Raw genomic sequence first — 23,837 nt, forward strand, 5'->3', positions numbered from 1 at the left:
ATAACCGTTACCATCGCTCACGCGCTGCGCAGGGTTGAACCTTTCGGTAAAATTATATTATTTCAAATCCGATAGAAGTTCAGACAATTGTTTTGTGAGCTCCCGTCTGCTGAATTCATTAATATCTGCCTGATTCTGAATAGGTTTTCCACTTTTCCAATCTTCATAAAGCGAAAAAATAAATTCCTGGATCTTCACATTTTCAGCATAATCAAAATGTTTTCCGGCTTTCGTTTTGTCAAGAATCGTTTCAACGTCCGCATCTTTCGGTCCGAACGAAATAATCTGCTTTCCAGTCGCCAGATATTCAAATAGTTTTCCCGGAATGATGCCTTTTGAGCTTTCATTAGGAAAATTAGTGATCAGAAGAAGATCAGAATTTTCCATTTCTTTTACTGATTCATCGTGGGCTAAATAGCCAAGATTCCGGATATTATTTTTAAGAACAGAATTCTCGATTTCGTTCAGAATCTTTTCATCCACTCTTCCAACAAATTTCAATTCCAAATCCTTCGCAAAATCCTGATATTTTTCACAAAGTTCTTTCAAAGCCTTCCAAAGATTTTCCGGATTTCTCAGCTGTTCCAAAACCCCAACATAACTCAAAGTAAAATGAGTTTTATAGTTTAAGGGATTTAGATTTTTAGTTTTTTCAGCGCTCAAACTCTCTAACACTCCAACTCCCAAACTCTCCGACACATCAAACCCGTTCGTCACACAAAAAGCATTCGCTCCTTTTTTTTTGAAATTCTCCGCATCGGTGTAACTTGTCGCTAAAGTGATATTTGCATTTTCAAAAACAGATTTTTCAAGCTGTCGGTGTTTTTTATCAGAAACAGAAGTTAACTTCAAATGTTTGTAATAAGAGATCTCTGTCCACGGATCACGGAAATCAGCGATCCATTTCAGGTTTGGCAATTCTTTTTTTAAGCCAAGCCCGATCAGATGCAAGCTGTGTGGCGGACCAGTAGTAACAATCGTGTCAATATGATTTTCTTTCAGATATTTTTTCAAGAATTTAACAGAAGGTTTTACCCAGAATTTCCGCGCATCAGGAATGAAAAAATTTCCTCTGATGAAAATCGAAAGCTTGGAAATAAAAGACTGATTCTTCCCGACATCAAACTGCCCGCCTTTGAATTTCTTATTACTTTTACTGAATTTTTCCGCAATCTGATAAGGTTCCCAAATATTGGTTTTCACAATCTTGAGATTCTTAGGAACTTCTTTTATTAATGTCTCATCCACCAAAGGATAACTCGGGTTTTCCGGTGTGTAAATGATTGGTTCCCAGCCAAATTCAGGAAGATATTTCGCAAATTTTAGCCAACGCTGAACACCGGGCCCGCCAGCCGGTGGCCAATAATAAGTGACAATTAAAACTTTTTTAGAATTTTCCATTTAAGAATTTCGGCTTCATCAAACTATTCAGTAAATTTATATGCTTTTTGAAAGGTCTAAAATAGGACTTTTTATAATTTATTTTACAATGATCATTAGAGAAAGAACCAATTGGTTGAAAATGCTGTTTATCTGGAAAGGTTCTGTTCTTCGGAAGATCATTCCGCAGTTGTTGATTATCACACTTTTCTCTTTGGTTGTCCTTTATTTTAAAGGTAATATTTACGATTATAAAGTCCATCTCAATCCTGCAATTTTCACTTTGCTTGGTTTGTCTTTGGCTATATTTATGGGATTTTGCAACTCTGCAGGTTATGATCGTTTCTGGGAAGGGCGCAAACTTTGGGGGTCTTTGGTCATCGAAACCAGGTCATTGACACGCCAGGTTTTGACTTTAATAAATGACAATTCTGAGGACTCGAAAATAAAAAAACAAGAATTTGTGAAAATGATCGCTGCATTTTGCTGGCTGCTCAATTTCCAGCTCAGAAGCAAAAATGCTGATGACAAGATACAAGAGTTACTTTCTACGGAAAATTTTGAAAAAATAAGAAACAAAAAATTCAAGCCTGTTATTTTATTGAACATAATGGGAGAGTGGATCAATAAGCAGAATCATGAGAAGAATATGGACACCATTGTTTTGACCTCCATGGACAACCGACTGAACGAACTTTCTCACATCGTCGGCGGCTGCGAGAGAATTGCGAATACGCCATTGCCATTTGCCTACAGCGTTTTGCTTCACAGGACAGTTTATTTGTATTGTTTCTGGCTTCCGTTTGGTTTGGTAGATGTTGTTGGCTTTATGATGCCGGTTATTGTTTTGTTTATCAGTTATACGTTTATCGCTTTGGATGCTATCATTCAGGAGATAAGTGAACCTTTCGGCGAGGAAGAAAATGATCTTGCGCTCAACAGCCTTTGCAAAACAATCCAGTTCTCGATATTTGAACAGGCACAGATTCCTCAACCAGAGTTAGAAGTCTCCAATTCTTATTTTATAGACTAATGAATTATTTCTCCGAACAAAAATTTACGAAAACCGATTTTGCTGAACTTGAGAAAGCAGAGTACGAGAATTGTATTTTCACAGATATTAATTTCTCCGGTCAAAACTTGTCCGACTTTAAATTTTCAGAATGCGATTTTAAGGGTTGTGATCTCAGCAATGCGAAGATCCATCAAACAGCTTTCAGAGATGTCATTTTTAAAAATTGCAAAATGATGGGACTCAATTTCGAAGATGCGCATTCATTTAATATATCATTCAAGTTTGAAGATTGTATTCTGGATCATTCCTCCTTCTATCAGTTGGATATTAGAAAGACAACGTTCAGGAATTGCAGTCTGAAAGAAGCAGATTTTACACAAACCAACCTGTCAAATTCATTTTTTGACCATTCTAATTTAACTGATGCTGTTTTCGACCGAACAGTTTTGGACAGTGCCAATCTCAAAAATGCCATCAACTATTCAATCGATCCTAATAAAAACCAACTCAAAAAAACCAAATTTGCAAAAGACAATCTCTCAGGTTTATTAGACCGATTACAAATCATTATCGAATGATATTCGGACTTTTATCTTTTATAAGTTTTACGCCTTCGTGAACCTCATAACATATTATTAATTAAATCTTACTGACCTTTGTGTTCAAAAATTTAAATTTAAAAATATCAATATGAAAAAAATACTATACACAAGCATTCTTCTATCCATAGCGGTTTCTGCGCAATATACAGATATCAATATTATTAAAGATGTCAAAGTAAAGAATAAAGGCGTCGTGGTTTCCGCACATCCTTTGGCAAGTGAAGCCGGTGCAAAGATCCTTAAACAAGGTGGCAATGCCTTTGATGCTGTGATTGCAACACAGTTAGCTTTGGCGGTCGTTTATCCTCAAGCCGGAAATATCGGTGGTGGCGGATTTTTGGTTGCGACAACTGCAGAAGGGAAAAAAACAGCATTGGATTACCGCGAGACGGCGCCTTCCAAAGCCTCTTTCGATATGTATTGGGACAAGCAGGGCAATGCCAGCACAGATCTTTCTCAAAACGGAAGGTTAGCAGTTGGTGTGCCGGGAAGTATCTCCGGAATGTTCGAAACTTTAAAATATGCAAAATTACCTTTTGCTAAATTAATAGAACCGGCCATAGATTTGGCGGAAAAAGGTTTCGCAATCACAGAACAGGAAGCCGGGTTATTGAATTCCCACAAAGCCGATTTTCTGAAAAATAACAAAAATAAAACTGTATTCGTAAAAGATCAGGATTGGAAAATTGGGGATCTGATAATCCAAAAAGAATTGGCTGAAACTTTAAAAAGAATTCAGAAAGCTGGTGAGAAAGAATTTTACCAAGGAAAAACTGCTGATTTAATCCTTGCCGAAATGAAACTCGGAAACGGAATCGTACAACCTCAAGACCTCAAGAATTATAAAACAAAAGAAAGAACACCTTTGGTTTTCGATTACAAAGGTCATCAGATCATATCAATGCCTTTGCCTTCAAGTGGCGGAACTCTACTTGCCCAAATGTTGAAAATGGCGTCCTTCGAAGATCTTTCAAAATACCAGCAGAATTCAACAGAAGCGGTTCAGATTATGGTAGAAGCAGAAAGAAGAGCCTACGCCGACAGAGCTGAATATATGGGCGATCCGGATTTCATTCAGGATAAAACTCAGATGCTGATCTCCGATGATTATCTTAAAAACCGTTGGAAATCCTACAACCCAAAACTGGCAACACCAAGCAAAGATGTCGGCAACATCATCATCCCAAATCAAAAAGAAAGTACAGAAACCACACAGATTTCTATCTTAGACAAATTTGGGAATGCTGTTTCTGTAACCACAACTTTGAACGGACTCTACGGAAGCAAAACGGTTGTTTCCGGAGCCGGGTTTTTCCTCAATAACGAGATGGACGATTTCTCCATAAAACCGGGCGTCCCGAATATGTTCGGAGCCGTTGGAGGAGAAGCCAACAAAATAGAACCCGGAAAAAGAATGCTGTCTTCTATGACACCAACATTAGTTCTGAAAGACAACAAAATAAAAATCGTAGTCGGAACACCTGGTGGAACTACAATCCCGACTTCAGTGTTCCAGGCAATTGTAGGTGTAATTGATTTTAAACAAAATGCCAACTTCTCCGTCAACGCTCCAAAATTTCACCACCAATGGCTTCCCGAATTGGTAATGACAGAAAAAAACTTCCCGGAAACCACGATAAAGTCCTTGGAACAGATGAACTACAAGATTCAAAGAATCCCGCAAATCGGAAGAACAGAAATGATTCTGGTAGATGATAATAAAACGATTCACGCTGTTGCAGATGGTCGAGGTGATGATTCTGTCGGGGTGGAGTAATATTAAAAAAATGTTTTCTTAAATACAACAAAAGGCTTTAACCGATAGTATGGATTTGCAATCCGTACTCCCAATTACGACCCTTCGTTAGCGCGAGCGTCCCGCTCGTGCTTCCAAAAAAAACAAACCAACAAACAAAAACCCTCGCCAAAAGCAAGGGTTTATTTATTCTGTTGATATGATAGATTTATTGCCGGAATTTTTTTATCGCAATATATTACGAATTTAAAATAATTTTTATATTTGGATAAATAAGTAAAAACCAACACAAATGAGTACCTCAGAAAAAGGGCATGCCAGAAACTTGGCCAATGCCAATTTGATTAATTCCTACATCACCCAGCTGATCGCAATCTACAAACCTAGCAATCCCCACTTAGCCCCGGATAAGCTTCAGACTTTGTACTCCAATGCGTTCTCGTGTCAGCAAAACGTCAATGCAGTCTTTCCGCCGTACACTTTCGCAGTTGATGCCAGAAAAGCAGTTTTCGCCCCGGTTAGCAAAAAGGTTACAAAGCTTCGCAAAGTTTACAAGACCACCCATGGCGTTACGGAGGCTCAGATGGAAGATTTTATGGCCATTGCACGCAAGCTCAAGGGCGTTCGAAAAGCACAGCCGGATGCTCCGGTTACTCCGGAGACAGAGCAGTCACAGCACTCAGTCTCACAAATGAGTTATGACCAGCGTACAAGCAATTACGGACAGATGATACAGCTCCTGCAGATGACTCCCAATTACGCCCCAAACGAAACAGAATATCAGATTGCAACCTTGCAGGAAGAGAAAGAGCAGATGATGCAATCTACACAGCAGGTTGCAGACACATACTTTCCACTCAGTATGGCAAGAGACCAAAGAAATAAAATAATGTACACAGACATCAATAATCTGCTAGATACTTTCAACAAAGCCAGAGACTATCTGTTCACCATCCTGGATAATGATTCAGTACAGTACAAAGACATTTTAAAAATCAAGTTCAAGAAACCCTGATTATTTAAGGAATATAAATATATGTTTGTTATTAAGATAAAGATCAAGCCCTATCAATTCTGGTTATGTTACTATAGGTTGACATAGCAATAGCTTCTAAAATATATGCGGGTCTGGCAGAAGTATATTAAGCTTCCTCCATAGTATATCAGGTTTCCGCCAAAATATATGAAGCTTCCGTCAATCTAAATAAAGCTTCCGCCAAAGTATTTTAACCTTCCGCTGCAATATATAAGGCCTCCGCCAAAATAGATTAAACTTCCGTCAAACCGAATAGGACGTCCGCCAAAGTAAGAATGGCACCTGATGATATAGCAGAACTGGTCTAGGTTCTGTTTCTGAACATAACCAAAGCACAAAAAAGGCTTCCAAATCTGGAAGCCTTTTGTTTATTATATTAATCTGAAAATTATCTTGCGATATTCACAGATCTTGTTTCTCTGATTACAGTTACCCTTACTTGTCCGGGATAAGTCAGTTCATTCTGGATCTTTTCTGAGATGTCATAAGACAGTTGGTGAGCATTCTCATCGTTCACTTTCCCGCTTTCTACCATTACGCGAAGTTCTCTACCAGCCTGGATTGCATAAGCGCTGGAAACGCCATCAAAACTCAATGCAGCTGCTTCAAGATCTTTCAGCCTTTGGATGTAAGATTCCAAAACCTGTCTTCTTGCGCCTGGTCTTGCACCGGAGATTGCATCGGCAACCTGGATAATCGGCGATAGGAGAGAAGTCATTTCGATCTCGTCGTGGTGAGCACCGATGGCATTGATCACTTCAGCATTTTCGCCGTATTTCTCAGCCCACTGCATTCCAAGAAGTGCGTGTGGCAATTCGGATTCCTGCTCAGGAACTTTCCCGATATCGTGAAGTAATCCGGCACGTTTAGCCAGTTTTACATTTAGTCCTAATTCAGCGGCCATAGTTGCTGCAATATTTGCAACCTCTCTGGAGTGTTGTAGTAAGTTTTGACCATAAGAAGAACGGAATTTCATTCTACCGACGATTTTTACCAATTCCGGGTGCAGGCCGTGGATTCCAAGATCAATGATGGTTCTTTTCCCAACTTCTATGATCTCTTCTTCGATATGTTTTCTGGTTTTTTCAACCACTTCTTCGATTCTTGCCGGGTGGATTCTGCCATCTGTTACCAATCTGTGAAGGGATAATCTTGCAATCTCTCTTCTCACAGGATCGAAGCAGGAAAGAAGGATGGCTTCTGGGGTATCATCAACAATGATTTCAACGCCTGTTGCTGCTTCCAATGCGCGGATATTTCTACCTTCACGTCCGATGATTCTACCTTTGATCTCGTCGGATTCTATATTAAATACAGAAACCGAATTTTCTACAGCCTGCTCTGTTCCAATTCTTTGGATGGTTTGGATAACGATTTTTCGCGCCTCACTTTTCGCATTCAGCTGCGCTTCTTCCATAATACTTTGAACGTGAGCCGATGCTTTTGTTTTAGCTTCAGCTTTCAAAGATTCTACCAATTCGTTCTTAGCTTCTTCTGCAGAATAGTTGGATATTTTTTCCAGCATTTCTACTTTTTGGGCTGTTGCAACATCCAGATCGTGCTGTTTTTTCTGAACTATTTCCAGTTTTTTGTTATAATCAGCAACTTGTCTTTCCAGATCTTTTTCTAATTTTCCGACTTTGCTAAGCTCGTCATTCAGTTTGTTTTCTTTGTCTTTTGTGCGCTTTTCAGCTTCCTGCATTTTTCTCTCTCTGCTGTTGATATTGGAATCATGTTCCGATTTCAATTCGAGAAATTTTTCCTTAGCCTGCAAGGCCTTTTCTTTTTTTACAGCTTCTGCTTGTACATTGGCTTTTTCTATAATGTTTTCGGCTGTTTTTTTAGCATCTTCTACAACGTACTGCGCTTTTGAGTTAAGAGAACTTTTTCCGAAGAAAAGTCCTGCAACCGCTCCGATGATGAGTGCAACGACACCGATGATAATGGTAATTGTGTCCATAAATTTATATATATGTTGAGTTTATTTATTTTAAAGTACAATGTAAAAAGTACAGTGTACAAAGACTTTTCAGGCCTTTTTTATTTTAATTATTCTAATTTTTAAATACTTAATACATTTTACTTTGTACTAAGTACATGAAAAAACCTACAACAGTTCAGTTATAGAGTAAACTCCATAAAAACACGATTTGAACTGATTTTCATTCTCTGTAATCTGCGCAGGGCAGCACGCCATCAAATGAACTTTCGTCCGGTAATTTTTAATTGTTGAGTTTACTTCTTTGTGTTAGAACTATTGTAGGCAGCTTGTAATTTGAAAAATTTTACTTTTCCAATTGCTCAAGGAGTGCGTTGATCTTGGTCACGCGCTCGTTTGTATTTTTAATATTTTTCTCATTGTTTAAAGAATAAACTTCTGCATTGGTTCCGAGTTTCAAAACGCACATTGCAAGTGCATCCTGCTTGTCTCTTACATCGAAACTGGCTTCGAAGTCTTTAATCATACTTTCTATCTGTTTACCAACTTTCCGAAGGGTTTCTTCCTCGGCTGCTGGGACATTCAGCGGATAATTTCTTCCGGCAATATTTATAGTTATTCTTCTGAAATCCATAGTTATAAACCGCTGTTTTGTAATTCAGAAACGCACATATCTATTTCTTTTACCAATCTGTTGATGTGATTTTTCATCAGTCGGTTGTGTTCTGCGTTTCCGGATATTGCTGAATAAAGTTTTAATTCTTTGTTTTCTTCTGCTAAGATCTGGTTTCTGCGTTTTTCTTCTACATACTCTTCCCGCAACTTTTGTAGCTCCTCAGACATTTCTGCGTGTTTTTCCGAAAGATTCTTGAACTTTTTATAAAGATTGAGAATCTTTTTCTCCAAAACAGAAAAGTTGTTTTCTAATTCGCCTAACATAACCAGAATTAAATTCTAACTTTTACAAAAATAAGAAAAATTAATGATGATTTAACACGATATTTCTCTTTTGTGAAATTGGTGTTGCTTTTATTTGATTTATAATGATTTAACTTTAAATAATATTGAAAAGTGACTGTATTCTAATACTATGGAAGTGTTTTTTTGACTGAAATAAATTTCTATTTTGCGCAGCTGCGTGAGGGCGAAAGGCATTGTTGGAGCTCATTTTTCTGTTGCCGGCTGATAAGACGGTAACAGAAAAATAGCGACTGCCTGTAGACCGACCCCATTGTTTTGTAAGCTGAGGTATCGAAGTTTGCAAAAATAATTGGGGCACGCCCAAAAAAAAGAGCTTTAAGAAAAGCTCAATGTATTTTATTCGAATTTAAGTACCAGCATAAAGGCTCTGGTCTGCATCGTGGAAATTGCCGGTGTCCAGTAAGGCGGCGTTTCTGCTTTGTCTGCAACCAACTCGTTATTGGTAAAGAATGTTCCCCGGATAGCCGGCGTCAGCTTGAAACGACTGAAGTAAAATTGAATTCCAATCTCTGCGCTCCATCCAAAATTATGTGTCGTGGTACGAAAAGTATTCAGAAGGTTATCGTCTTCCGAGGTTTGGTTAGACTGCAGATTTACCAAATAATCGATGCCGGCAGCGGCATAAGGACGCGAGTTGTACCAGCGGTCTCCGTGAACCTCCAGCAAAATCGGAATATCAATGTAAGTGGATTTTACAATTCGTTTTGTATATGTTTCGTTCAGATCTGTAATGACTTGAGAATAAGTGCCGTTAGGTAATAATACGCCGTTTGGATACAACTCATTAATATGATCGAATGTGTTGAAAGTCAAATCTCTCTGTACAAAATGCAAGCCCGGTTCTACTCTCAGATCCAGAAATTCATTAAGTCTCATTTTCCCAATAAGTCCGGCTCCGAAACTGTAGGTGGCTTTGGATTCTACAAGATTCTGGTTGCCGTCCATCCCGTAAGTAGGGTTCAAAACCATTTTGTAATCGAAGTTATTGGCAGCAAGATAAAATCCGTAGCTGAACTTTTTCAGATCAAAATCTTCCAGATTATCTGGTCTGTCTTTGGTTCTGAAAAAATTATTAAAAGTCTGGGCATTAAAATTAGTGCTCAAAAGTACTGCAAATGATAAAATCCTGATTAATCGCTGCTTCATTTCTATTTCGTAGCTTTATAAATGGTGGCTATTCCTAAACTCAATTTTGTGTATTCTACTTTTCTGAAACCTGTATCCAGAAGAATGTTCTTCATTTTTTCTCCAAAAGGAAAAGCATTTACAGAATCCGGCAGATACGTGTAAGCACGGTTGTCTTTGGAGACCAAACGCCCGATTGCGGGTAATATATTTTTAAAATAAAACATATAAAACGGTCCCAAAAATCCTTCCACTTTTGAAAATTCTAAGATATAAATACTTTTGTTCTCTTTCACTACACGCCTCAATTCTGCTAAGCCTTTTTCCAGATTTTCAAAATTTCTTACTCCAAATGCAACGGTAACGCCATCGAATTTATTGTCTTCGAAGGGAAGTTGTTCCGCATCTCCTTTCTGCATAGAGATCTTGCCATCCAGATTTTGCTTTCTGATTTTTTCGATCCCGACGTTCAGCATCTGCTGAGAAAGATCTAGTCCTACTACATCTGCATTGGTTCCTTTCTGAACTGTAATTGCCAGATCACCCGTTCCTGTAGCGACATCCAAAACCAATTTTGGCTGGTCTTTTTTCAGCATATTGACCAATTTGTTTCTCCAGAGCACATCAATTTTCATTGACAAAACGTGGTTCAGAAGATCATATTTTGGTGCAATATTGTCAAACATATCTTCTACCTGACTTTTTTTGCTGTATTCCGAGTTGTATGGTGTTACGTTATTGTGTTCCATCTTTTAATTAATAGTTGGCAAATGATCTTCAATTAATAATTAATTTTTTAACCATTTAATTTTTTAATCTACTTAAACTTGTAGTAATTGTTATAATAATTAATAAAATCCTGCTTTCTGAAGATTTTGGACCGGCTTTCTACCTTAGCCACATTTTTGACGACACGGTCATAATCTTCGTCCAGATTGTAATAAAAATCTTCTGTGTAAAGTTTATTGATTTTTTTTACATCACCAAGATATTGTTTTTTATCGATCTCGATTCCGGGTTTTGTAGCCATCAGAGAATCTTTGTTCAAACCGTAGCCGTAATATTGAGTATTAACAAAATAATCTTTCCCTGTAATATTCAGCAAGCCTCTCACTTTTTCTACCGTGAACGCAGAGTCATAAATCATCTTTTTGTTCTGGTCAAAAACCTTGATGCTGTTTTTTCCTTTATTAAGATCAACTTTTACATATTGACCAGCAGAGAGGATATTTTCTCCACCATTATTGATCTTGAAATAAAATGTTTCGGGCGTGGGATTATCTACCAGATAATAATTTTTCTTCGCCAAAAACAAAAAGTAAATAGCGAAAGCAAATCCCATTGCCAACAAAGAAAAAATCAAACCTTTTGTAGAGGCACTCAGATTTTTCATATAATGAAAATCAATATTAAGAGTGCGAATTTACGGAAATTTTTCCGAGCGTTGATTTTTATAATTCTGATATTAATCAAGACCGTGATTCCTGAAAAATAAACATGACAGTCTCTTAGATTTTCTGTTTTTTCCGGAATGAAGTTGAATTCCGGGGCTTTTGTTCCATTTTCAAGATTCAGATTTGGATTTTTGAGAATGAAAGTTTCATCCCATAGATCTTGATCGATGAATTGCTGTAAAGTGAATCCACCACCTTCGATGATTACGGACTGAATTTGTAATTCGTAAAGCTTTTCCAGAATCTGATCCAAAGATTTTTCTTTTTCTATTTTAATGAATTTCAGATGCTTGTCCTCAGAATTTTTAACTGAATTAAAAATAATTGTTTCAGCCTCGTTATTATAAATATTAAAATTTTCAGGAACTTCCAAATGATGATCGATGAGGATTCTGATTGGATTTCTGCCTTCAATTTCTCGTACTGTTAAACTTGGATTGTCGTGGAGAGCCGTATTTTTCCCAACCAGAATAGCGTGTTCCTCGCTTCTCATCTGATGAACAAATTGCTTTGAAAACTGATTACTGATTTGTGTTGGTCGGAAATCCTTATCCATAAAACCATCTGCAGATTCTGCCCATTTCAGAATAACGAACGGCCTTTTCTTTTCGTGAAAGGTGAAAAATCGTTTATTAAGTGCTCTGCATTCGTTTTCTAAAACGCTTGAAACAACCTCAATTTCTGCATCAGTAATGATTTTCTTGCCTTTTCCGTTCACTTTGTCGTGGCTGTCCATCGAACCAATCACTACTTTTTTGAAACCAAGCTCCACGATCTTCAAAGCACAGGGCGGTGTTTTTCCAAAATGTGCGCAAGGTTCCAGAGAAACATAGATTGTAGATTCCGGAATCAGAGGTTTATCTTCTTCATTTATAGAGTTAATCGCATTGATCTCTGCGTGCGGTTCACCAGCTTTTTTATGAAAACCTTCGCCTATGATTTTGTCGTTATGGACAATCACAGATCCAACCAATGGATTTGGATAAGTTTTTCCTAAAGCTTTTTGGGCTAATTCTATACACCTTCTGATGTAAAATTCGTCATTCATTAATGATGATTTCTGACTTATGAAAATTATTTTTTCTTTTTCTCAACTTCTGTTGGCTTGTAAGTCACAGGCGGAATGGTAGTCGTAATAGCAGACTCCATAAGCTTGTTTCTTTCTTTTGACAGAGATCTTGAAGCATATTTCAAATCTCCGGCAATTCTTTTGGAGTAGGAGAAAATGATAAACGATTTCTTCCCGCCAACATCAAAATTTTTGAATCTGTCGAGGTTATATTCAGCGTAAGATTCGCCTTCTTTCGGAGTTTCGGTTGTGAGATAATCTACAATGATCTCTTTTCCATCGGGACTTTCCGTTACGTTTACGAACGAATATTTGTCCTTTGATCTTCGTTTTTCAACAAATTCCACTTTTTGTCCAATGGCAGTTTCCATATCGATCTCTTTATCGAAATAAGAAATATTAATCAGTTCCTTGTAGTTGCTGATATCGTCATCTCTCATAATGTATTGCTGCTGCACCCAGGTTGGAGAATTTTGTTTGCTCAAGGCCAGCAGAAATTCATTTTCATTAAAAGTCAAAGGGCCGGGAATATTCAATCGGTCGATAACTTCAACAGGAGCAGCAGGAGTTGTGGCTTCAGTTTTTGTTTCCTGAGAATATAAGTTTGACATACAAATCATACCGATTGATATTGCAAGTAGATTTCTGATTTTCATATTTTTATTTGTTTTGATTTTTTTCGTTTTTAATTTCTTCAATTCGCCAGATAAATAGAAAAAGGGCAAATACAATAAGAATTGATCCTAGAATATATTGTATGGTCAAATCAATACCTTGAGTTATTGGACTTAATAAAATTCCTCCTCCTGTAATTATTAGAAATACTCCAAAACTGATTTTTGATTCAAAGGTTGTTCCTAGAAACTCTAAAATTCCTATGAAAAATTCGCCTCCAATTTTCTTAAAAATATTTTTATTTTTCAACGATATGTTTTATTATAGAAACATTTTTATGCTTTCAATTCCTTGGGAATTTCACAAACCGGAATCGGATTCATCTTATGCTGAGTAGCTCTGTTGAGTTTTAGATAAATTTCCATTACCTCTTTTTGTCTCCCTTCAAAATCATCCGCTTTTTTTCCAGTTTCCTGCTGTTCCATTGCCCATTCCAATTCGGGGTAAGTGGCTCCCATTTGATCTTCGTCACTTTTATCAGCATCCCAAAGTCCGTCTGTAGGAATTGCTTTTTGAATGCTTTCCAGGATATTAAGTTCCTTTGCAATTTCGTAAACCTGAGTTTTATACAGGTCAGCGATAGGAGATATGTCAACGCCGCCGTCGCCATATTTTGTATAAAATCCAACCCCAAAATCCTCTACTTTGTTTCCTGTTCCCGTCACCAAAAGTCCGTTGAGCTGGCCGTAATAATAAAGTGTTACCATTCGGAATCTGGATCTTGTATTGGCTAAAGCAAGATTTTTGCTCCAGGCACCTTCTTTGTAATCGTTTACAGTTGTTTCAAAGCTTTCGAAAACAGGCGTGAGATCTACTGTAAAACCTTCTACGTTGGGAAAATTTGCTTTCAGAAAATCAATATGATCCTGAGCTCTGTCCACCTGATCGGCTTTCTGGCGGATCGGCATTTCTAAAACTAAAGTTTTAAGTCCTGTTTTTGCTGCCAAAGTAGAAACCACTGCAGAATCGATTCCGCCGGAAACACCTACTATAAAACCATTTACTTTTGCGTTGTTTGCATAATCTTTTAGCCAGTTTACAATATGATCGATTACTTTTTGTGTCTGCATAATTTTTATTTTCTGTTATTTTTTTCTAATTCGTACCAATAGCAATGATCACCTTTATCCAGAAAAGTTCCTTTGTTTTCAAATCCTAATTTGGTGAGAATGTAATTGGAAGTCTGATTTTCGATATCGGCATAAGCATAGATTTTATCAGCATTCAATTGATTAAAACCTAAATCCAAAGAGGCTTTCGCAGATTCTGTCGCATAACCTTTTCCCCAGAATCCCGGGAGAAATCTATAACCAAGTTCATAAACATTTTTGAATCCGTTGACTTCTTCTGTCAAAAGTTTGATGCCGCTCCAGCCGATGAATTGATTGGTTTCTTTTTCGATAACAGCAAGTCTTCCTGTACCGTTGTTTTCGTATTGACTGATGATGTTGTCAATGACTTTCGCAGATTCTTCTTTTTTTGTTAAAGGTTTGATGCCGACGTATTTTACAACGTCAGGATTGCTGTCCAATAGAAACATATCGTCCAGATCTTCCGGAACCAATTTTCTTAAAATTAATCTTTCGGTAATAATTGGAAGCTTCATCCTTTAAAATTCTTATTTTTGCTTTTCGAAAATCTTAATGTAAAAATAATGAAGTTTTTCCGATATATCTCTTTTTCGGCCATAATTGTTTTCAGTTTATCAGCCTGCAAAAAGGAAAATGCAAACCAATGGGATGTCGAAATCAAGAATCCTGTCAAAAAAGTGCAGATCACCGATTTGTCCGGAGAATTCTATGATTCATCGGTCAGTCTGGAAGATTTCAAAAAGAAATATCCTTGGTTTCAGGGTTCTGTTCCCGATGCTGACTATGGTAACAGAAGAAAAGATACGATGGAAGTTCGCATCTATAAAGAAGCGATTTCCAGGATTAATAAAGCTAAGCTCGACAAAGATTTAGCAGATCTTTTCTCGCATATCAAAAATTATTTCCCGAAATTTCAACCGCCTCATATTTATCTTTATTCATCGGTTATCGATCCTCAAAATGTGACTGATCCTATCTTTCTGAGAGAAGACGAAAATATGCTTTTTGTTGATGTTACAGGATTTATGGGAGACGGAAACAAGAATTATAAAGGTCTGGATCTTTATTTTCAAAAATCTATGAATCCGGATAATCTGGTTCCGAAGATCTCTGCATTTTTTGCGGCAAGGTTGGTACCTGTTCGTACAGATCAGCAAAAATTTCTTGATCAGATCGTTTATCAGGGAAAAATTCAAATTCTGCAGGATGCATTTTTGCCTCAAGTTCCTGATCACTTGAAAATAAATTATTCCAAAGAACAATATGATTGGGCTGTTGCCAATGAAGTCAATATCTGGAATTATTTTGTCGAAAACGACCTGCTCTTCAGTGCAGATCCTGATCTTTCCGAGCGATTTATCACGCCTGGTCCTTTCTCAAAATTTTATACAGAAGTGGATCGTGAAAGTTCACCTCAGATTGCAATCTGGACAGGCTGGCAGATTTGTAAAAATTATCTGAAAGCGCATCCTGAAGAAAAATTACAGGTATTTTTAAAGAAAAATGCAACGGAGATTTTCAATGGATCAGATTACAGACCGAAATAGAGTTGGAGGGTTTGAGAGTGATAGAGTTTTAGAAAGGAATATTCTTTGATGAGTTTTACGCCTTTGCGAACGTTAAAATATTTTCAATAAATTCAAAAAATCTTAGCGGACTTTGCGTTAAAATTTCAGCCTCAAAAAAATAGTAATTAATTATTTAATCAATATAACAATGCGTAAAACAAAAATCACAGTAGATATAGAGCTGGACGAAAATCACGTTCCTGAAAAAATGACCTGGAACGCACAAGACGGCGGCGTAGAAAACCAGGAAACAAAAGCCGTAATGATTTCCGTCTGGGACGAGAAAACTTCAGAAGCTCTTCGAATCGATCTTTGGACAAAAGATATGCCTGTGGATCATATGAAACGTTTTTATCACCAGATTATCGTTTCTTTGGGACAAACTTATCTGCGTGCAACCGGTGAAGAAGATGTCGCTGGATGGCTGGAAGAAGTTGCTGAGGATTTTGCAGTGAAGTCGGCTATTAAAATGTAAAAAAAGTATGATGCTGGGAGTTGGAAGATGGGTGTTGAAAAACTTCCAGCATCCAACTTCCAGCATCCAACAAAATATTAAAAATATGAAATTCAATACAAAAGTTATTCACGGAGGGCAACACCACGAGCCGGCAACCGGCGCAGTGAACGTCCCTGTATTTTTAACATCAACATTTGCACAAAAAAGTCCGGGACAGTTGATCTCCGGCTACGAATATTCAAGAGGAGCAAACCCAACAAGACAAGCTTTGGAAGACAGTCTGGCAAGCATCGAAAACGGCGCAAGAGGTTTGGCTTTCGGTTCTGGTCTGGCAGCAATCGATTGTGTTTTGAAGTTACTTAATCCCGGCGATGAAGTCATTGCAGTGGACGATCTTTACGGTGGTTCTTACAGAATGTTCACAAGATTGTTCGAAAAATATCAGCTGAAATTTACATTCATCGGTTTTGATAATGTTGAACAGTTGGAAAATGTCGTTACTGAAAAAACGAAACTGATCTGGCTGGAAACACCAACCAATCCTCTGATGAAATTGGTGGATATCAAAATGGTAGCCGATACCGTGAAAGGCAAAGATATTTTGGTTGCTGTAGATAACACATTTGCCACACCTTATATTCAAAAACCTTTGGATCTGGGCGCTGATATCGTGATGCATTCTGCAACAAAATATCTTGGCGGACATTCTGATGTGATTGCCGGCGCTTTGATTGCAAAAGATGCGGAACTCGGAGAAAAATTACATTTCATTCAGTTTGCAAGCGGCGGAATTCTTGGTCCTCACGATTCTTATCTGGTCTTGAGAGGAATCAAAACTTTGGCAATCAGAATGCAGAGGCATTCGGACAACGGCTTCGAAGTGGCAAAATATCTGGAGAATCATTCTTTGGTTGATAAGATTTTCTATCCGGGATTATCCTCTCATCCGCAGTATGCCTTGGCAACACAACAGATGACCGAGTTTGGCGGAATGGTTTCTTTCACTTTCAAATCCGGGAAAAAAGAAGATGCTGTGACGTTCCTGGAGAATATCAAAGTATTTACTTTAGCAGAATCACTTGGCGGTGTAGAATCTCTGGCAAATCTTCCGGCTTTGATGACACACGCTTCAATTCCAGAAGATAAAAGAGCGGTTTTAGGAATCACTGACGATTTGGTAAGATTAAGCGTCGGTATCGAAGATGCAGAAGACCTTATCGCTGACTTGGAACAAGCCTTCTCATCGTTGATTGTTGACAGTTTATAGTTGTCACATTATTTGCATAAAAAACTATCAACTATCAACCAAAAACTAACAACAAAATAAGATATGACTTTTCGGGATACCACTTTAGATGATCTTCCAAAGATTGTAGAAATTTATAATTCTACGGTGGCGTCGCGGCTGGTTACCGCTGATCTGGAAACGGTTTCTATAGAAAGTAAATTAGATTGGTTTCATCAGCATAATTCGGAGACGCGTCCGCTTTGGATGGTGGAGGATGCTCATAAAAATATCATTGGCTGGGTGAGTTTTCAGGATTTCTATGGACGTCCTGCTTATCAGAAAACCGCTGAAATCAGTATTTATATTGATGAGATATTCCGCGGAAAAGGATTTGGTCAGCAAATTTTAGAATTGTCAATAGAAAAATGTCCTGCTTTAGGAATAGAAAATCTTCTTGCATTTATCTTCGCCCATAACCTTCCGAGTCTTACTTTATTTGAAAAATTCGGTTTTGAACTTTGGGCCAATCTCAAAAATATTGCTGAACTGGACGGCGAAAAACGAAGTCTTATTATCTTAGGAAAAACTATAAAAGATTAAATTCATATATGGAAAACTACATGTATTGTTTGTACTGGATTATTTCCATATCAGCGATTTTATCTGTCCTTATTCCTTCAGTCAAAAATACGTTCTGGGCTTTCCGGGTGTTTGATTATCCTCGTTTTCAGAAATTTATTATCTTAATTATTCTTGCCATTTTATGGGATTTCGCTGTTGAAGAGCCAACGGTTTATGACAAGTTACTTTTGATTTTAGAAGTTGTTGTCGCCTTGTATCTTTTTTACATCATCATTCCTTATACAAAATTTGGGAAAACGATGATTGACAGAACGGAGCCGAATCCTGATGAAAAACCATTGGATATTTTGGTTTGCAATGTTTATCAGCACAACCGGAATTATCAGAAATTAATAGATCTGGTCAAAGAAAAAGATCCTTCGGTTTTATTTTTTCTGGAAACTGATGAAGAATGGAAAAATGCTTTAGAGCCTGTTACGAAAGATTATCAATATAAAATTGAGGTTCCTCTGGCAAATACTTATGGCTTATTATTTTACAGTCATATTCCGGTAAAAAATCACGAGGTCAATTATTTGATCGATGATGATATTCCGTCTATTGTTGCCGATCTGGAGTATAATAATAATGTGGTTCGACTATTCGGAATCCATCCAACACCGCCCGTTCCTCAGGAAAATCCGGAAAGTACAGAACGTGATGCCGAGATTCTTCTGGTCGGAAAAAAAGCAGAAGAATATGGAAAACCGGCCATCGTTTTTGGAGATCTGAACGACGTCGCATGGTCAAAAACTACCAAATTATTTCTGAAATCCAGCGGAATGCTAGATCCGAGACGTGGACGCGGTATGTTTAATACCTTTCACGCAAAATACTGGTTTTTGCGCTGGCCTCTGGATCATTTTTTTGTGAGTCCGCATTTCCGTCTGGTCGATATGAAAGTCCTTAAAACAGTGGATTCTGACCATTTTCCGATCTGGATTTCGCTTGTTATCAGAAATGAGGATACAGAAGATCAATTGGAAATTTCAAAAGAAGAAGAATTGGAAGTGATCGAAAAAATTACCGAAGGCATCGAAAAAGGCGATGCCAATTAAATTCCTTATCTTGATGATTAAAATTTAGAAATAATGAAAAAGATAATATTCGGATTGATGTTTTTCTTCTGTTTTATGACTGTTTTTGCGCAGACAAAAGAAAAGAAACCGATCTTCATTGTACAGAATGTGGTGATGGGAAATTTGACCCTTAATAGTTTGGATCCCAACAACATCGAAAGCGTTCAGGTCTATAAAACGCCTTCATCAGAAACTGCAAAATTTGATGACTTAATAAAAAACGGATTGGTTAATATCACGCTGAAAGAACGGATGACCATAGAAAGTCTGACCATTTCCGAAGCTAAAAAGAGATTCAAATTACCCGCAAATGCATTGGTTTTTCTTAATGATATCGAAGTTCATAATGAGGATATTCTCATAGCCGAAGATCTTTTGAAAACCTCCAGTGTTATCAATCCTGATAAAAAAACAAACCAATTTACAGCACCGGTTTTAAACATAAAAACAGAAAATTAATTTTAATTTTGTTCAAATTTTATTAATGAAAATAGCATTCCTGGGACCCGAAGCTTCCTTTACGCAGTTGACCGCAACACAGTTATTCCCGAATGACGAACTGATCGCTAAAACCAATATTCTGGATTGTTTTCTTGCGGTTCAGAATAATGAGGTGGACAAAGCCGTCGTTCCATTGGAAAACTCAATTGAGGGAACGGTTTCTATGACTTTGGATTATCTTTATCAAACACCGGAAATCAAGATTGAGGCAGAAGCTGTAATGCCGATTGCACATCATCTGATGATCCATCCAGGCCAGGAAAATCAGGATCCGATTGAGAAGATCTATTCTCATCCGCAGGCTCTTGCGCAGAGTTTTCATTCACTTAATAAAAATTATCCCGATGTTCCGAAGCAGGAATTTGCTTCCACAGCAGCTGCTGCAAAACGTGTTTCGGAAAATCCAGATCGGAAAATAGCCGCCGTTGCTAATAAATTTGCTGCCGAATTATACGGTTTGAAGATCCTTAACGAAAACATCCACGATGTTGAGGAGAATCACACACGATTCATTATCATTTCCAAAACCGAAAATTCTTACGAGAATCATCTGGAAAATATAGGCAAAAAAACGGCGATGCTCATTACTTTGCCACAGGATCACGCCGGCGGCTTGCATCAGGTTTTGTCGGTTTTTGCATGGCGAAATATGAACCTCAGCAAAATAGAATCCCGGACTTTGAAAACCAAATTAGGCAATTACTTCTTCTTTGTTACGGTTGTCGGCGGTTGGGACGATGTGCTTTATATCAATTCTGTAGACGAACTGAAAGCGATTGGCGCTGATGTGAAGTTTTTAGGGAATTATAAGGAGTTTTTGCTGGAGGGGTAGATTTGTGAAATATTATGAAAAGACTATTGTAACTTTTATCGTCAAGAATGTAAGCAATTAGAACTTTCAATTAATATTATAATTATTTATTATGTAATTGAAAGTTTCCTTACCTAACTTCGTTGGTTTATAATATTCAACTTTAATATCTGGATCATAGGATGATTCCAATAGTTTTAGATTTTCGAAAGGTGTTAACGCTAATCCAGTGTTTTCAGGAAAAATGGTTTTAGTCTCTATAGTTGAATCCGAGAACCATTCATTTGTCATTTGAGCTATTTTTAAAATCTCTATAAAAACTGATTTAGTTTTATCATCAAGTTCTTCATAATTCTCCCATAATTTATTGGCTGTATTCTCGATTTCTTTTTGGATAATATTAGGGATTATAATAGAATTTTCTTTAGTAGAGCTAGCATCAATATAATTTATTTCCATCTGAGATAAATTATTTTTAAGGTTTTTTACTTGTTCTAATAATTCTTTATTATTATTAATGATTTCTTTATTTTCATCTAATAATTTTTGATTGTTAATTGCTAGACTGTCAATTTGATTGCTTAGTTGTTGTAAAGTTTGTGTTCCGGTTATTGTTTGTTGTATTTGGAATTGATGCTTGGCATTTTCTAATTCTTCTTTTCTTATTAAATTTGTATTATGGTTTTTAAAATATGATAGGCAGTAATTAATTCCAATCTGTATAATAGGGAAAAGAGCTGTATATAAAATTGCTAAAAGAAGAGGTACGCCAACTCTAATATAAATATTATTGAATTTTTCTTTTACAAATATTATTCTTTGTAAAATCTCTGCTTTGTTATAAATTAAGTATAGTATTATATCCCAATTGAATAATGTTAAAACACAGCAATAGGTTGTAATGACTGGGATTTTTAGTCTATTACTTAAGTTGATTTTATGATTGTCAAGGGAATTTTTTATTTCGTCTGAAATATCTTTCATAATATTTATCATTTAAGTTTATCTTAATACTTAGTATCACTCTTCTTATTAATAAAAAAGTAAACAGGCAATCCAAGCAAAATCAATCCCAATCCTGGCCACGTATATTGAGGCTTGTAAATAAATAAAAGAACACAGAAAACGGTTCCAATCACCAAGTATAAAATCGGCGTGAATGGATAAAGAAAGGTCTTGTAACCTCTTTCCATTTCAGGTTTTTTGATTCTAAGATAGATGACTCCAAAAACCGTAATCATGTAAAACAAAACGATCACAAACGAGATCATATCCAGAAGATCACCGTATTGTCCGCTCAGGCAAAGCAGACTTGCCCAGAATCCCTGCATCCAAAGTGACTTTTCAGGAACGCCGTTTTTGTTATTTTCAACGGCAGATCTCAGGAACAATCCATCTTTTGCCATTGTTTGGAAAACCCTAGCACCAGCTAAAACAATTCCGTTCACACATCCAAAAGTCGATATCATTACCAGAACGGCGATGATAATCGTTCCTGCATTTCCGAACATTTTCTCAGCTGCAGAAACCGCAACTCTGTCATTCGCTGCAAAAGCGATAGAATCTCTGTCAAGCGAATTCAGGTAAACAAAATTGACCAAAAGATAAAGAATCATTACGGCTGATGTTCCCAATATCATCGCTTTCACGACATTCTTTTTAGGATTCTCTATTTCTCCGGAAATGAAAGTCACATTTTCCCAAGCCACCGAACTGAAAACCGAACCCACCATCGCTGCTGCAATGCCGCCAAGAATTGTGGCGCCGGATATGCCCGTCCATTCGGTTTGTTTAAGGTTTTGGAAAGCGTCCCAGCCGAAGCTCATATTAGAACTCCAGTTGGATTTATCAATCAGAATGAATCCTAAGATGATCAATCCGAGCAATGCTATAATTTTAGATGAGGTAAAAACATTCTGCAAGATTTTCCCGAATTGGACACCTTTGGTATTAACAAAAGTCAGGAAAAGAATGACAACAATCGCCAGGATCTGGATCCAGGTAATTTTAAATTCGCCACTTTGGAAGATCGGTGCAGCGTCATTCAGAGAAGGGACGAGATACGCCGTAAACTTCCCGAAAGCTACAGCCACAGCCGCAATCGTTCCGGTTTGGATTACTGTAAACATTCCCCAACCGTAGAGGAATCCCATTGGTTTCCCGAAGATTTCTGTGATATATGTGTATTGCCCGCCCGCTTTTGGGAACATTGCCGAGAGTTCACCGTAGCTTATTGCTGCAGCAACGGTCATCACGGTCGTTATCAGCCAGACCACGATCAGCCAATAGCCGGAACCAAGATTCCGCATAATGTCGGCGCTTACGATAAAAATTCCGCTCCCGATCATAGATCCCATTACGATCATCACAGCGTCCCAAAGTTTGAGTTTCTTTTCCATAGTTTTTTATTCTTCCTCAAATATAAAAACATCTTTGGTATTTTGATGGCTGTGAGTGAATTAAAAGTTGTGGGTAATTATTTGGGCAGCTTAATCCGTCTTCCACTCCCGCTATCCGCCTCTGGCGGATGAGCTCCGTTCAAGCCTGGCTGCAATTTACAGTTCAGTAGTAGTAGCTATACATTAATAAAAAATATTGATTTCAATTCAATCAAGCTCCGTAGGAGCGAAATGTTTGTAGACATTATCGTAAAATTAGAGATGAGCTCCGTAGGAGCGACACAAATCACCATTATATTTTTCAAAATTTAATTTGATTTAAAATCTAACCTTAAAAACTAATTGACAGTTAAAAATATTAGTTTGAGAAGTAATTTGGATAAAACTAAAAGGATAATTTTCTTAAAAATATTCTATAAAATTAAGATTTTATTAAGCATTTGATAATAGTTTGTGAGTTTAGCGAGAAAAGCTTAATTTTGCGACTTCAATTTTAAAACCAAATATGGAACTAGAATACATAGAACATCTGAGCCCAATGCTGAAAGGCGATATCAAGAATTATCTGATCGATATCGACGGAACGATCACAGAAGATGTTCCTAATGAGGAGCCTGAGAGAATGGTGACTTGCGAACCTTTCCCGGATGCTTTGGCAACGATTAACAAATGGTATGACGAAGGTCATCAGATCTGTTTTTTCACTTCCAGAACAGAAGATTTGAGAGAGATCACAGAAACTTGGCTCAACAAACACGGTTTCAAATACCACAGCGTATTGCTGGGAAAACCAAGAGGTGGGAACTATCACTGGATTGATAACCACCTTGTAAAAGCTACCAGATACAAAGGAAAATTCACAGATATGGTTGAGAAACAAGTAACCATAGAGGTTTTCCGTGACTAAAAGTATTTCAAATCAAAAATTCCCGGCGTTCTATGTTCGGGAATTTTTGATTTGATGACAAAACCTATAGCCCTGATGGTAGCGGCATCCTTTTTTGTTTTTGATTCTCATTTTATTTCGGATTCATAAGCGTTCTGAAAACA

Annotated in this window: 26 protein-coding genes; 12 read left to right on the plus strand and 14 right to left on the minus strand. The window is 37.3% G+C overall.

Annotated features, from left to right (window positions below; translation table 11 throughout):
• Positions 1-57: 57 nt before the first annotated feature.
• Complete coding sequence (locus ACFJGY_RS07725) at positions 58-1,401, minus strand: glycosyl transferase family 1 (RefSeq protein ID WP_379969731.1); 1,344 nt, start codon at positions 1,399-1,401, stop codon at positions 58-60.
• Positions 1,402-1,489: 88 nt separating this feature from the next.
• Here ACFJGY_RS07725 and ACFJGY_RS07730 point away from each other — a divergent pair, with 88 nt between their 5' ends.
• From ACFJGY_RS07730 to ACFJGY_RS07745, 4 genes are all read left to right on the plus strand, one after another.
• Entirely contained in the window at positions 1,490-2,413 is a 924-nt protein-coding gene (locus tag ACFJGY_RS07730) for a bestrophin family protein (protein ID WP_379969733.1), read from the plus strand.
• Positions 2,413-2,973 carry a pentapeptide repeat-containing protein gene (locus ACFJGY_RS07735; RefSeq protein ID WP_379969735.1) on the plus strand — a complete coding sequence of 187 codons (561 nt, stop codon included), beginning with the start codon at positions 2,413-2,415 and terminating at the stop codon, positions 2,971-2,973. Before ACFJGY_RS07730 ends, ACFJGY_RS07735 begins: the two co-directional genes overlap by 1 nt.
• Positions 2,974-3,085: 112 nt before the next feature.
• On the plus strand, positions 3,086-4,774 hold the full coding sequence (gene ggt, locus ACFJGY_RS07740; protein ID WP_379969737.1) for a gamma-glutamyltransferase: 1,689 nt from the start codon (positions 3,086-3,088) through the stop codon (positions 4,772-4,774).
• Positions 4,775-5,045: 271 nt separating this feature from the next.
• A complete protein-coding gene (locus ACFJGY_RS07745; RefSeq protein ID WP_379969739.1) occupies positions 5,046-5,768 on the plus strand; it encodes a hypothetical protein in 723 nt (240 codons plus the stop codon).
• Between the two features lie 409 nt (positions 5,769-6,177).
• Here the strand turns inward: ACFJGY_RS07745 and rny are convergent, their stop codons facing one another.
• The 11 genes from rny to ACFJGY_RS07800 form a co-directional block, all read right to left on the minus strand.
• Positions 6,178-7,749, minus strand: a complete 1,572-nt coding sequence (gene rny, locus ACFJGY_RS07750) for a ribonuclease Y (protein WP_379969741.1) — start codon at positions 7,747-7,749, stop codon at positions 6,178-6,180.
• Positions 7,750-8,074: 325 nt separating this feature from the next.
• Positions 8,075-8,362: a cell division protein ZapA gene (locus tag ACFJGY_RS07755; protein WP_379969744.1), complete on the minus strand. Its 288-nt coding sequence runs from the start codon at positions 8,360-8,362 to the stop codon at positions 8,075-8,077.
• 2 nt (positions 8,363-8,364) lie between these two features.
• The gene (locus ACFJGY_RS07760) at positions 8,365-8,667 is read right to left on the minus strand and encodes a hypothetical protein (RefSeq protein WP_379969746.1); all 303 of its coding nucleotides are present in this window, start codon (positions 8,665-8,667) and stop codon (positions 8,365-8,367) included.
• 378 nt (positions 8,668-9,045) lie between these two features.
• A complete protein-coding gene (locus ACFJGY_RS07765; protein WP_379969748.1) occupies positions 9,046-9,855 on the minus strand; it encodes a porin family protein in 810 nt (269 codons plus the stop codon).
• Positions 9,856-9,857: 2 nt separating this feature from the next.
• Positions 9,858-10,583, minus strand: a complete 726-nt coding sequence (ubiE, locus tag ACFJGY_RS07770; RefSeq protein WP_379969750.1) for a bifunctional demethylmenaquinone methyltransferase/2-methoxy-6-polyprenyl-1,4-benzoquinol methylase UbiE — start codon at positions 10,581-10,583, stop codon at positions 9,858-9,860.
• 68 nt (positions 10,584-10,651) lie between these two features.
• Positions 10,652-11,227: a hypothetical protein gene (locus ACFJGY_RS07775; RefSeq protein ID WP_379969752.1), complete on the minus strand. Its 576-nt coding sequence runs from the start codon at positions 11,225-11,227 to the stop codon at positions 10,652-10,654.
• Positions 11,224-12,336, minus strand: coding sequence for a bifunctional diaminohydroxyphosphoribosylaminopyrimidine deaminase/5-amino-6-(5-phosphoribosylamino)uracil reductase RibD (gene ribD / locus ACFJGY_RS07780; RefSeq protein ID WP_379969754.1), 1,113 nt, complete (start codon positions 12,334-12,336; stop codon positions 11,224-11,226). The genes ACFJGY_RS07775 and ribD overlap by 4 nt, the downstream gene beginning before the upstream one ends.
• Positions 12,337-12,362: 26 nt before the next feature.
• Positions 12,363-13,013, minus strand: a complete 651-nt coding sequence (locus tag ACFJGY_RS07785) for a hypothetical protein (RefSeq protein WP_379969756.1) — start codon at positions 13,011-13,013, stop codon at positions 12,363-12,365.
• Positions 13,014-13,017: 4 nt separating this feature from the next.
• The gene (locus ACFJGY_RS07790; RefSeq protein WP_379969758.1) at positions 13,018-13,281 is read right to left on the minus strand and encodes a hypothetical protein; all 264 of its coding nucleotides are present in this window, start codon (positions 13,279-13,281) and stop codon (positions 13,018-13,020) included.
• Positions 13,282-13,307: 26 nt separating this feature from the next.
• Positions 13,308-14,102: an NAD(+) synthase gene (gene nadE / locus ACFJGY_RS07795; protein ID WP_379969760.1), complete on the minus strand. Its 795-nt coding sequence runs from the start codon at positions 14,100-14,102 to the stop codon at positions 13,308-13,310.
• Positions 14,103-14,107: 5 nt separating this feature from the next.
• Positions 14,108-14,638 (minus strand): GNAT family N-acetyltransferase, encoded by a 531-nt coding sequence (locus tag ACFJGY_RS07800; RefSeq protein ID WP_379969762.1) that lies wholly within the window; start codon positions 14,636-14,638, stop codon positions 14,108-14,110.
• Positions 14,639-14,656: 18 nt separating this feature from the next.
• On the opposite strand from ACFJGY_RS07800, the gene ACFJGY_RS07805 reads away from it, so the two are divergent.
• The 7 genes from ACFJGY_RS07805 (at position 14,657) to pheA (ending at position 20,409) form a co-directional block, all read left to right on the plus strand.
• The gene (locus ACFJGY_RS07805) at positions 14,657-15,670 is read left to right on the plus strand and encodes a gliding motility protein GldB (protein ID WP_379969764.1); all 1,014 of its coding nucleotides are present in this window, start codon (positions 14,657-14,659) and stop codon (positions 15,668-15,670) included.
• A gap of 169 nt (positions 15,671-15,839) precedes the next feature.
• Entirely contained in the window at positions 15,840-16,166 is a 327-nt protein-coding gene (gene gldC / locus ACFJGY_RS07810) for a gliding motility protein GldC (protein WP_379969766.1), read from the plus strand.
• Between the two features lie 85 nt (positions 16,167-16,251).
• Positions 16,252-17,415, plus strand: coding sequence for a cystathionine gamma-synthase (locus ACFJGY_RS07815; protein ID WP_379970141.1), 1,164 nt, complete (start codon positions 16,252-16,254; stop codon positions 17,413-17,415).
• A 63-nt stretch (positions 17,416-17,478) separates the two neighbouring features.
• A complete protein-coding gene (locus tag ACFJGY_RS07820; protein ID WP_379969768.1) occupies positions 17,479-17,976 on the plus strand; it encodes a GNAT family N-acetyltransferase in 498 nt (165 codons plus the stop codon).
• A gap of 8 nt (positions 17,977-17,984) precedes the next feature.
• Positions 17,985-19,055 carry an endonuclease/exonuclease/phosphatase family protein gene (locus ACFJGY_RS07825; RefSeq protein ID WP_379969770.1) on the plus strand — a complete coding sequence of 357 codons (1,071 nt, stop codon included), beginning with the start codon at positions 17,985-17,987 and terminating at the stop codon, positions 19,053-19,055.
• A 33-nt stretch (positions 19,056-19,088) separates the two neighbouring features.
• Positions 19,089-19,535, plus strand: coding sequence for a hypothetical protein (locus ACFJGY_RS07830; protein WP_379969772.1), 447 nt, complete (start codon positions 19,089-19,091; stop codon positions 19,533-19,535).
• A 25-nt stretch (positions 19,536-19,560) separates the two neighbouring features.
• On the plus strand, positions 19,561-20,409 hold the full coding sequence (pheA, locus tag ACFJGY_RS07835; protein ID WP_379969774.1) for a prephenate dehydratase: 849 nt from the start codon (positions 19,561-19,563) through the stop codon (positions 20,407-20,409).
• A gap of 66 nt (positions 20,410-20,475) precedes the next feature.
• Here the strand turns inward: pheA and ACFJGY_RS07840 are convergent, their stop codons facing one another.
• Together ACFJGY_RS07840 and ACFJGY_RS07845 are read right to left on the minus strand one after the other, a co-directional pair.
• Positions 20,476-21,372: a hypothetical protein gene (locus ACFJGY_RS07840; protein ID WP_379969776.1), complete on the minus strand. Its 897-nt coding sequence runs from the start codon at positions 21,370-21,372 to the stop codon at positions 20,476-20,478.
• A 23-nt stretch (positions 21,373-21,395) separates the two neighbouring features.
• Entirely contained in the window at positions 21,396-22,787 is a 1,392-nt protein-coding gene (locus tag ACFJGY_RS07845) for an APC family permease (RefSeq protein WP_379969778.1), read from the minus strand.
• Positions 22,788-23,292: 505 nt separating this feature from the next.
• Here ACFJGY_RS07845 and ACFJGY_RS07850 point away from each other — a divergent pair.
• Positions 23,293-23,694, plus strand: coding sequence for a phosphoheptose isomerase (locus tag ACFJGY_RS07850; protein WP_072996329.1), 402 nt, complete (start codon positions 23,293-23,295; stop codon positions 23,692-23,694).
• Positions 23,695-23,837: the final 143 nt, after the last annotated feature.

Source organism: Epilithonimonas sp. UC225_85, from assembly GCF_042695135.1.
Taxonomy (GTDB): Bacteria; Bacteroidota; Bacteroidia; order Flavobacteriales; family Weeksellaceae; genus Epilithonimonas.

Coding starts and splice junctions, on each gene's coding strand:
- ACFJGY_RS07725 (WP_379969731.1), bottom strand. CDS start 1,401: ATGGAAAATTCTAAAAAAGTTTTAATTGTCACTTATTATTGGCCACCG.
- ACFJGY_RS07730 (WP_379969733.1), top strand. CDS start 1,490: ATGATCATTAGAGAAAGAACCAATTGGTTGAAAATGCTGTTTATCTGG.
- ACFJGY_RS07735 (WP_379969735.1), top strand. CDS start 2,413: ATGAATTATTTCTCCGAACAAAAATTTACGAAAACCGATTTTGCTGAA.
- ggt (WP_379969737.1), top strand. CDS start 3,086: ATGAAAAAAATACTATACACAAGCATTCTTCTATCCATAGCGGTTTCT.
- ACFJGY_RS07745 (WP_379969739.1), top strand. CDS start 5,046: ATGAGTACCTCAGAAAAAGGGCATGCCAGAAACTTGGCCAATGCCAAT.
- rny (WP_379969741.1), bottom strand. CDS start 7,749: ATGGACACAATTACCATTATCATCGGTGTCGTTGCACTCATCATCGGA.
- ACFJGY_RS07755 (WP_379969744.1), bottom strand. CDS start 8,362: ATGGATTTCAGAAGAATAACTATAAATATTGCCGGAAGAAATTATCCG.
- ACFJGY_RS07760 (WP_379969746.1), bottom strand. CDS start 8,667: ATGTTAGGCGAATTAGAAAACAACTTTTCTGTTTTGGAGAAAAAGATT.
- ACFJGY_RS07765 (WP_379969748.1), bottom strand. CDS start 9,855: ATGAAGCAGCGATTAATCAGGATTTTATCATTTGCAGTACTTTTGAGC.
- ubiE (WP_379969750.1), bottom strand. CDS start 10,583: ATGGAACACAATAACGTAACACCATACAACTCGGAATACAGCAAAAAA.
- ACFJGY_RS07775 (WP_379969752.1), bottom strand. CDS start 11,227: ATGAAAAATCTGAGTGCCTCTACAAAAGGTTTGATTTTTTCTTTGTTG.
- ribD (WP_379969754.1), bottom strand. CDS start 12,336: ATGAATGACGAATTTTACATCAGAAGGTGTATAGAATTAGCCCAAAAA.
- ACFJGY_RS07785 (WP_379969756.1), bottom strand. CDS start 13,013: ATGAAAATCAGAAATCTACTTGCAATATCAATCGGTATGATTTGTATG.
- nadE (WP_379969760.1), bottom strand. CDS start 14,102: ATGCAGACACAAAAAGTAATCGATCATATTGTAAACTGGCTAAAAGAT.
- ACFJGY_RS07800 (WP_379969762.1), bottom strand. CDS start 14,638: ATGAAGCTTCCAATTATTACCGAAAGATTAATTTTAAGAAAATTGGTT.
- gldC (WP_379969766.1), top strand. CDS start 15,840: ATGCGTAAAACAAAAATCACAGTAGATATAGAGCTGGACGAAAATCAC.
- ACFJGY_RS07815 (WP_379970141.1), top strand. CDS start 16,252: ATGAAATTCAATACAAAAGTTATTCACGGAGGGCAACACCACGAGCCG.
- ACFJGY_RS07820 (WP_379969768.1), top strand. CDS start 17,479: ATGACTTTTCGGGATACCACTTTAGATGATCTTCCAAAGATTGTAGAA.
- ACFJGY_RS07825 (WP_379969770.1), top strand. CDS start 17,985: ATGGAAAACTACATGTATTGTTTGTACTGGATTATTTCCATATCAGCG.
- ACFJGY_RS07830 (WP_379969772.1), top strand. CDS start 19,089: ATGAAAAAGATAATATTCGGATTGATGTTTTTCTTCTGTTTTATGACT.
- pheA (WP_379969774.1), top strand. CDS start 19,561: ATGAAAATAGCATTCCTGGGACCCGAAGCTTCCTTTACGCAGTTGACC.
- ACFJGY_RS07840 (WP_379969776.1), bottom strand. CDS start 21,372: ATGAAAGATATTTCAGACGAAATAAAAAATTCCCTTGACAATCATAAA.
- ACFJGY_RS07845 (WP_379969778.1), bottom strand. CDS start 22,787: ATGGAAAAGAAACTCAAACTTTGGGACGCTGTGATGATCGTAATGGGA.
- ACFJGY_RS07850 (WP_072996329.1), top strand. CDS start 23,293: ATGGAACTAGAATACATAGAACATCTGAGCCCAATGCTGAAAGGCGAT.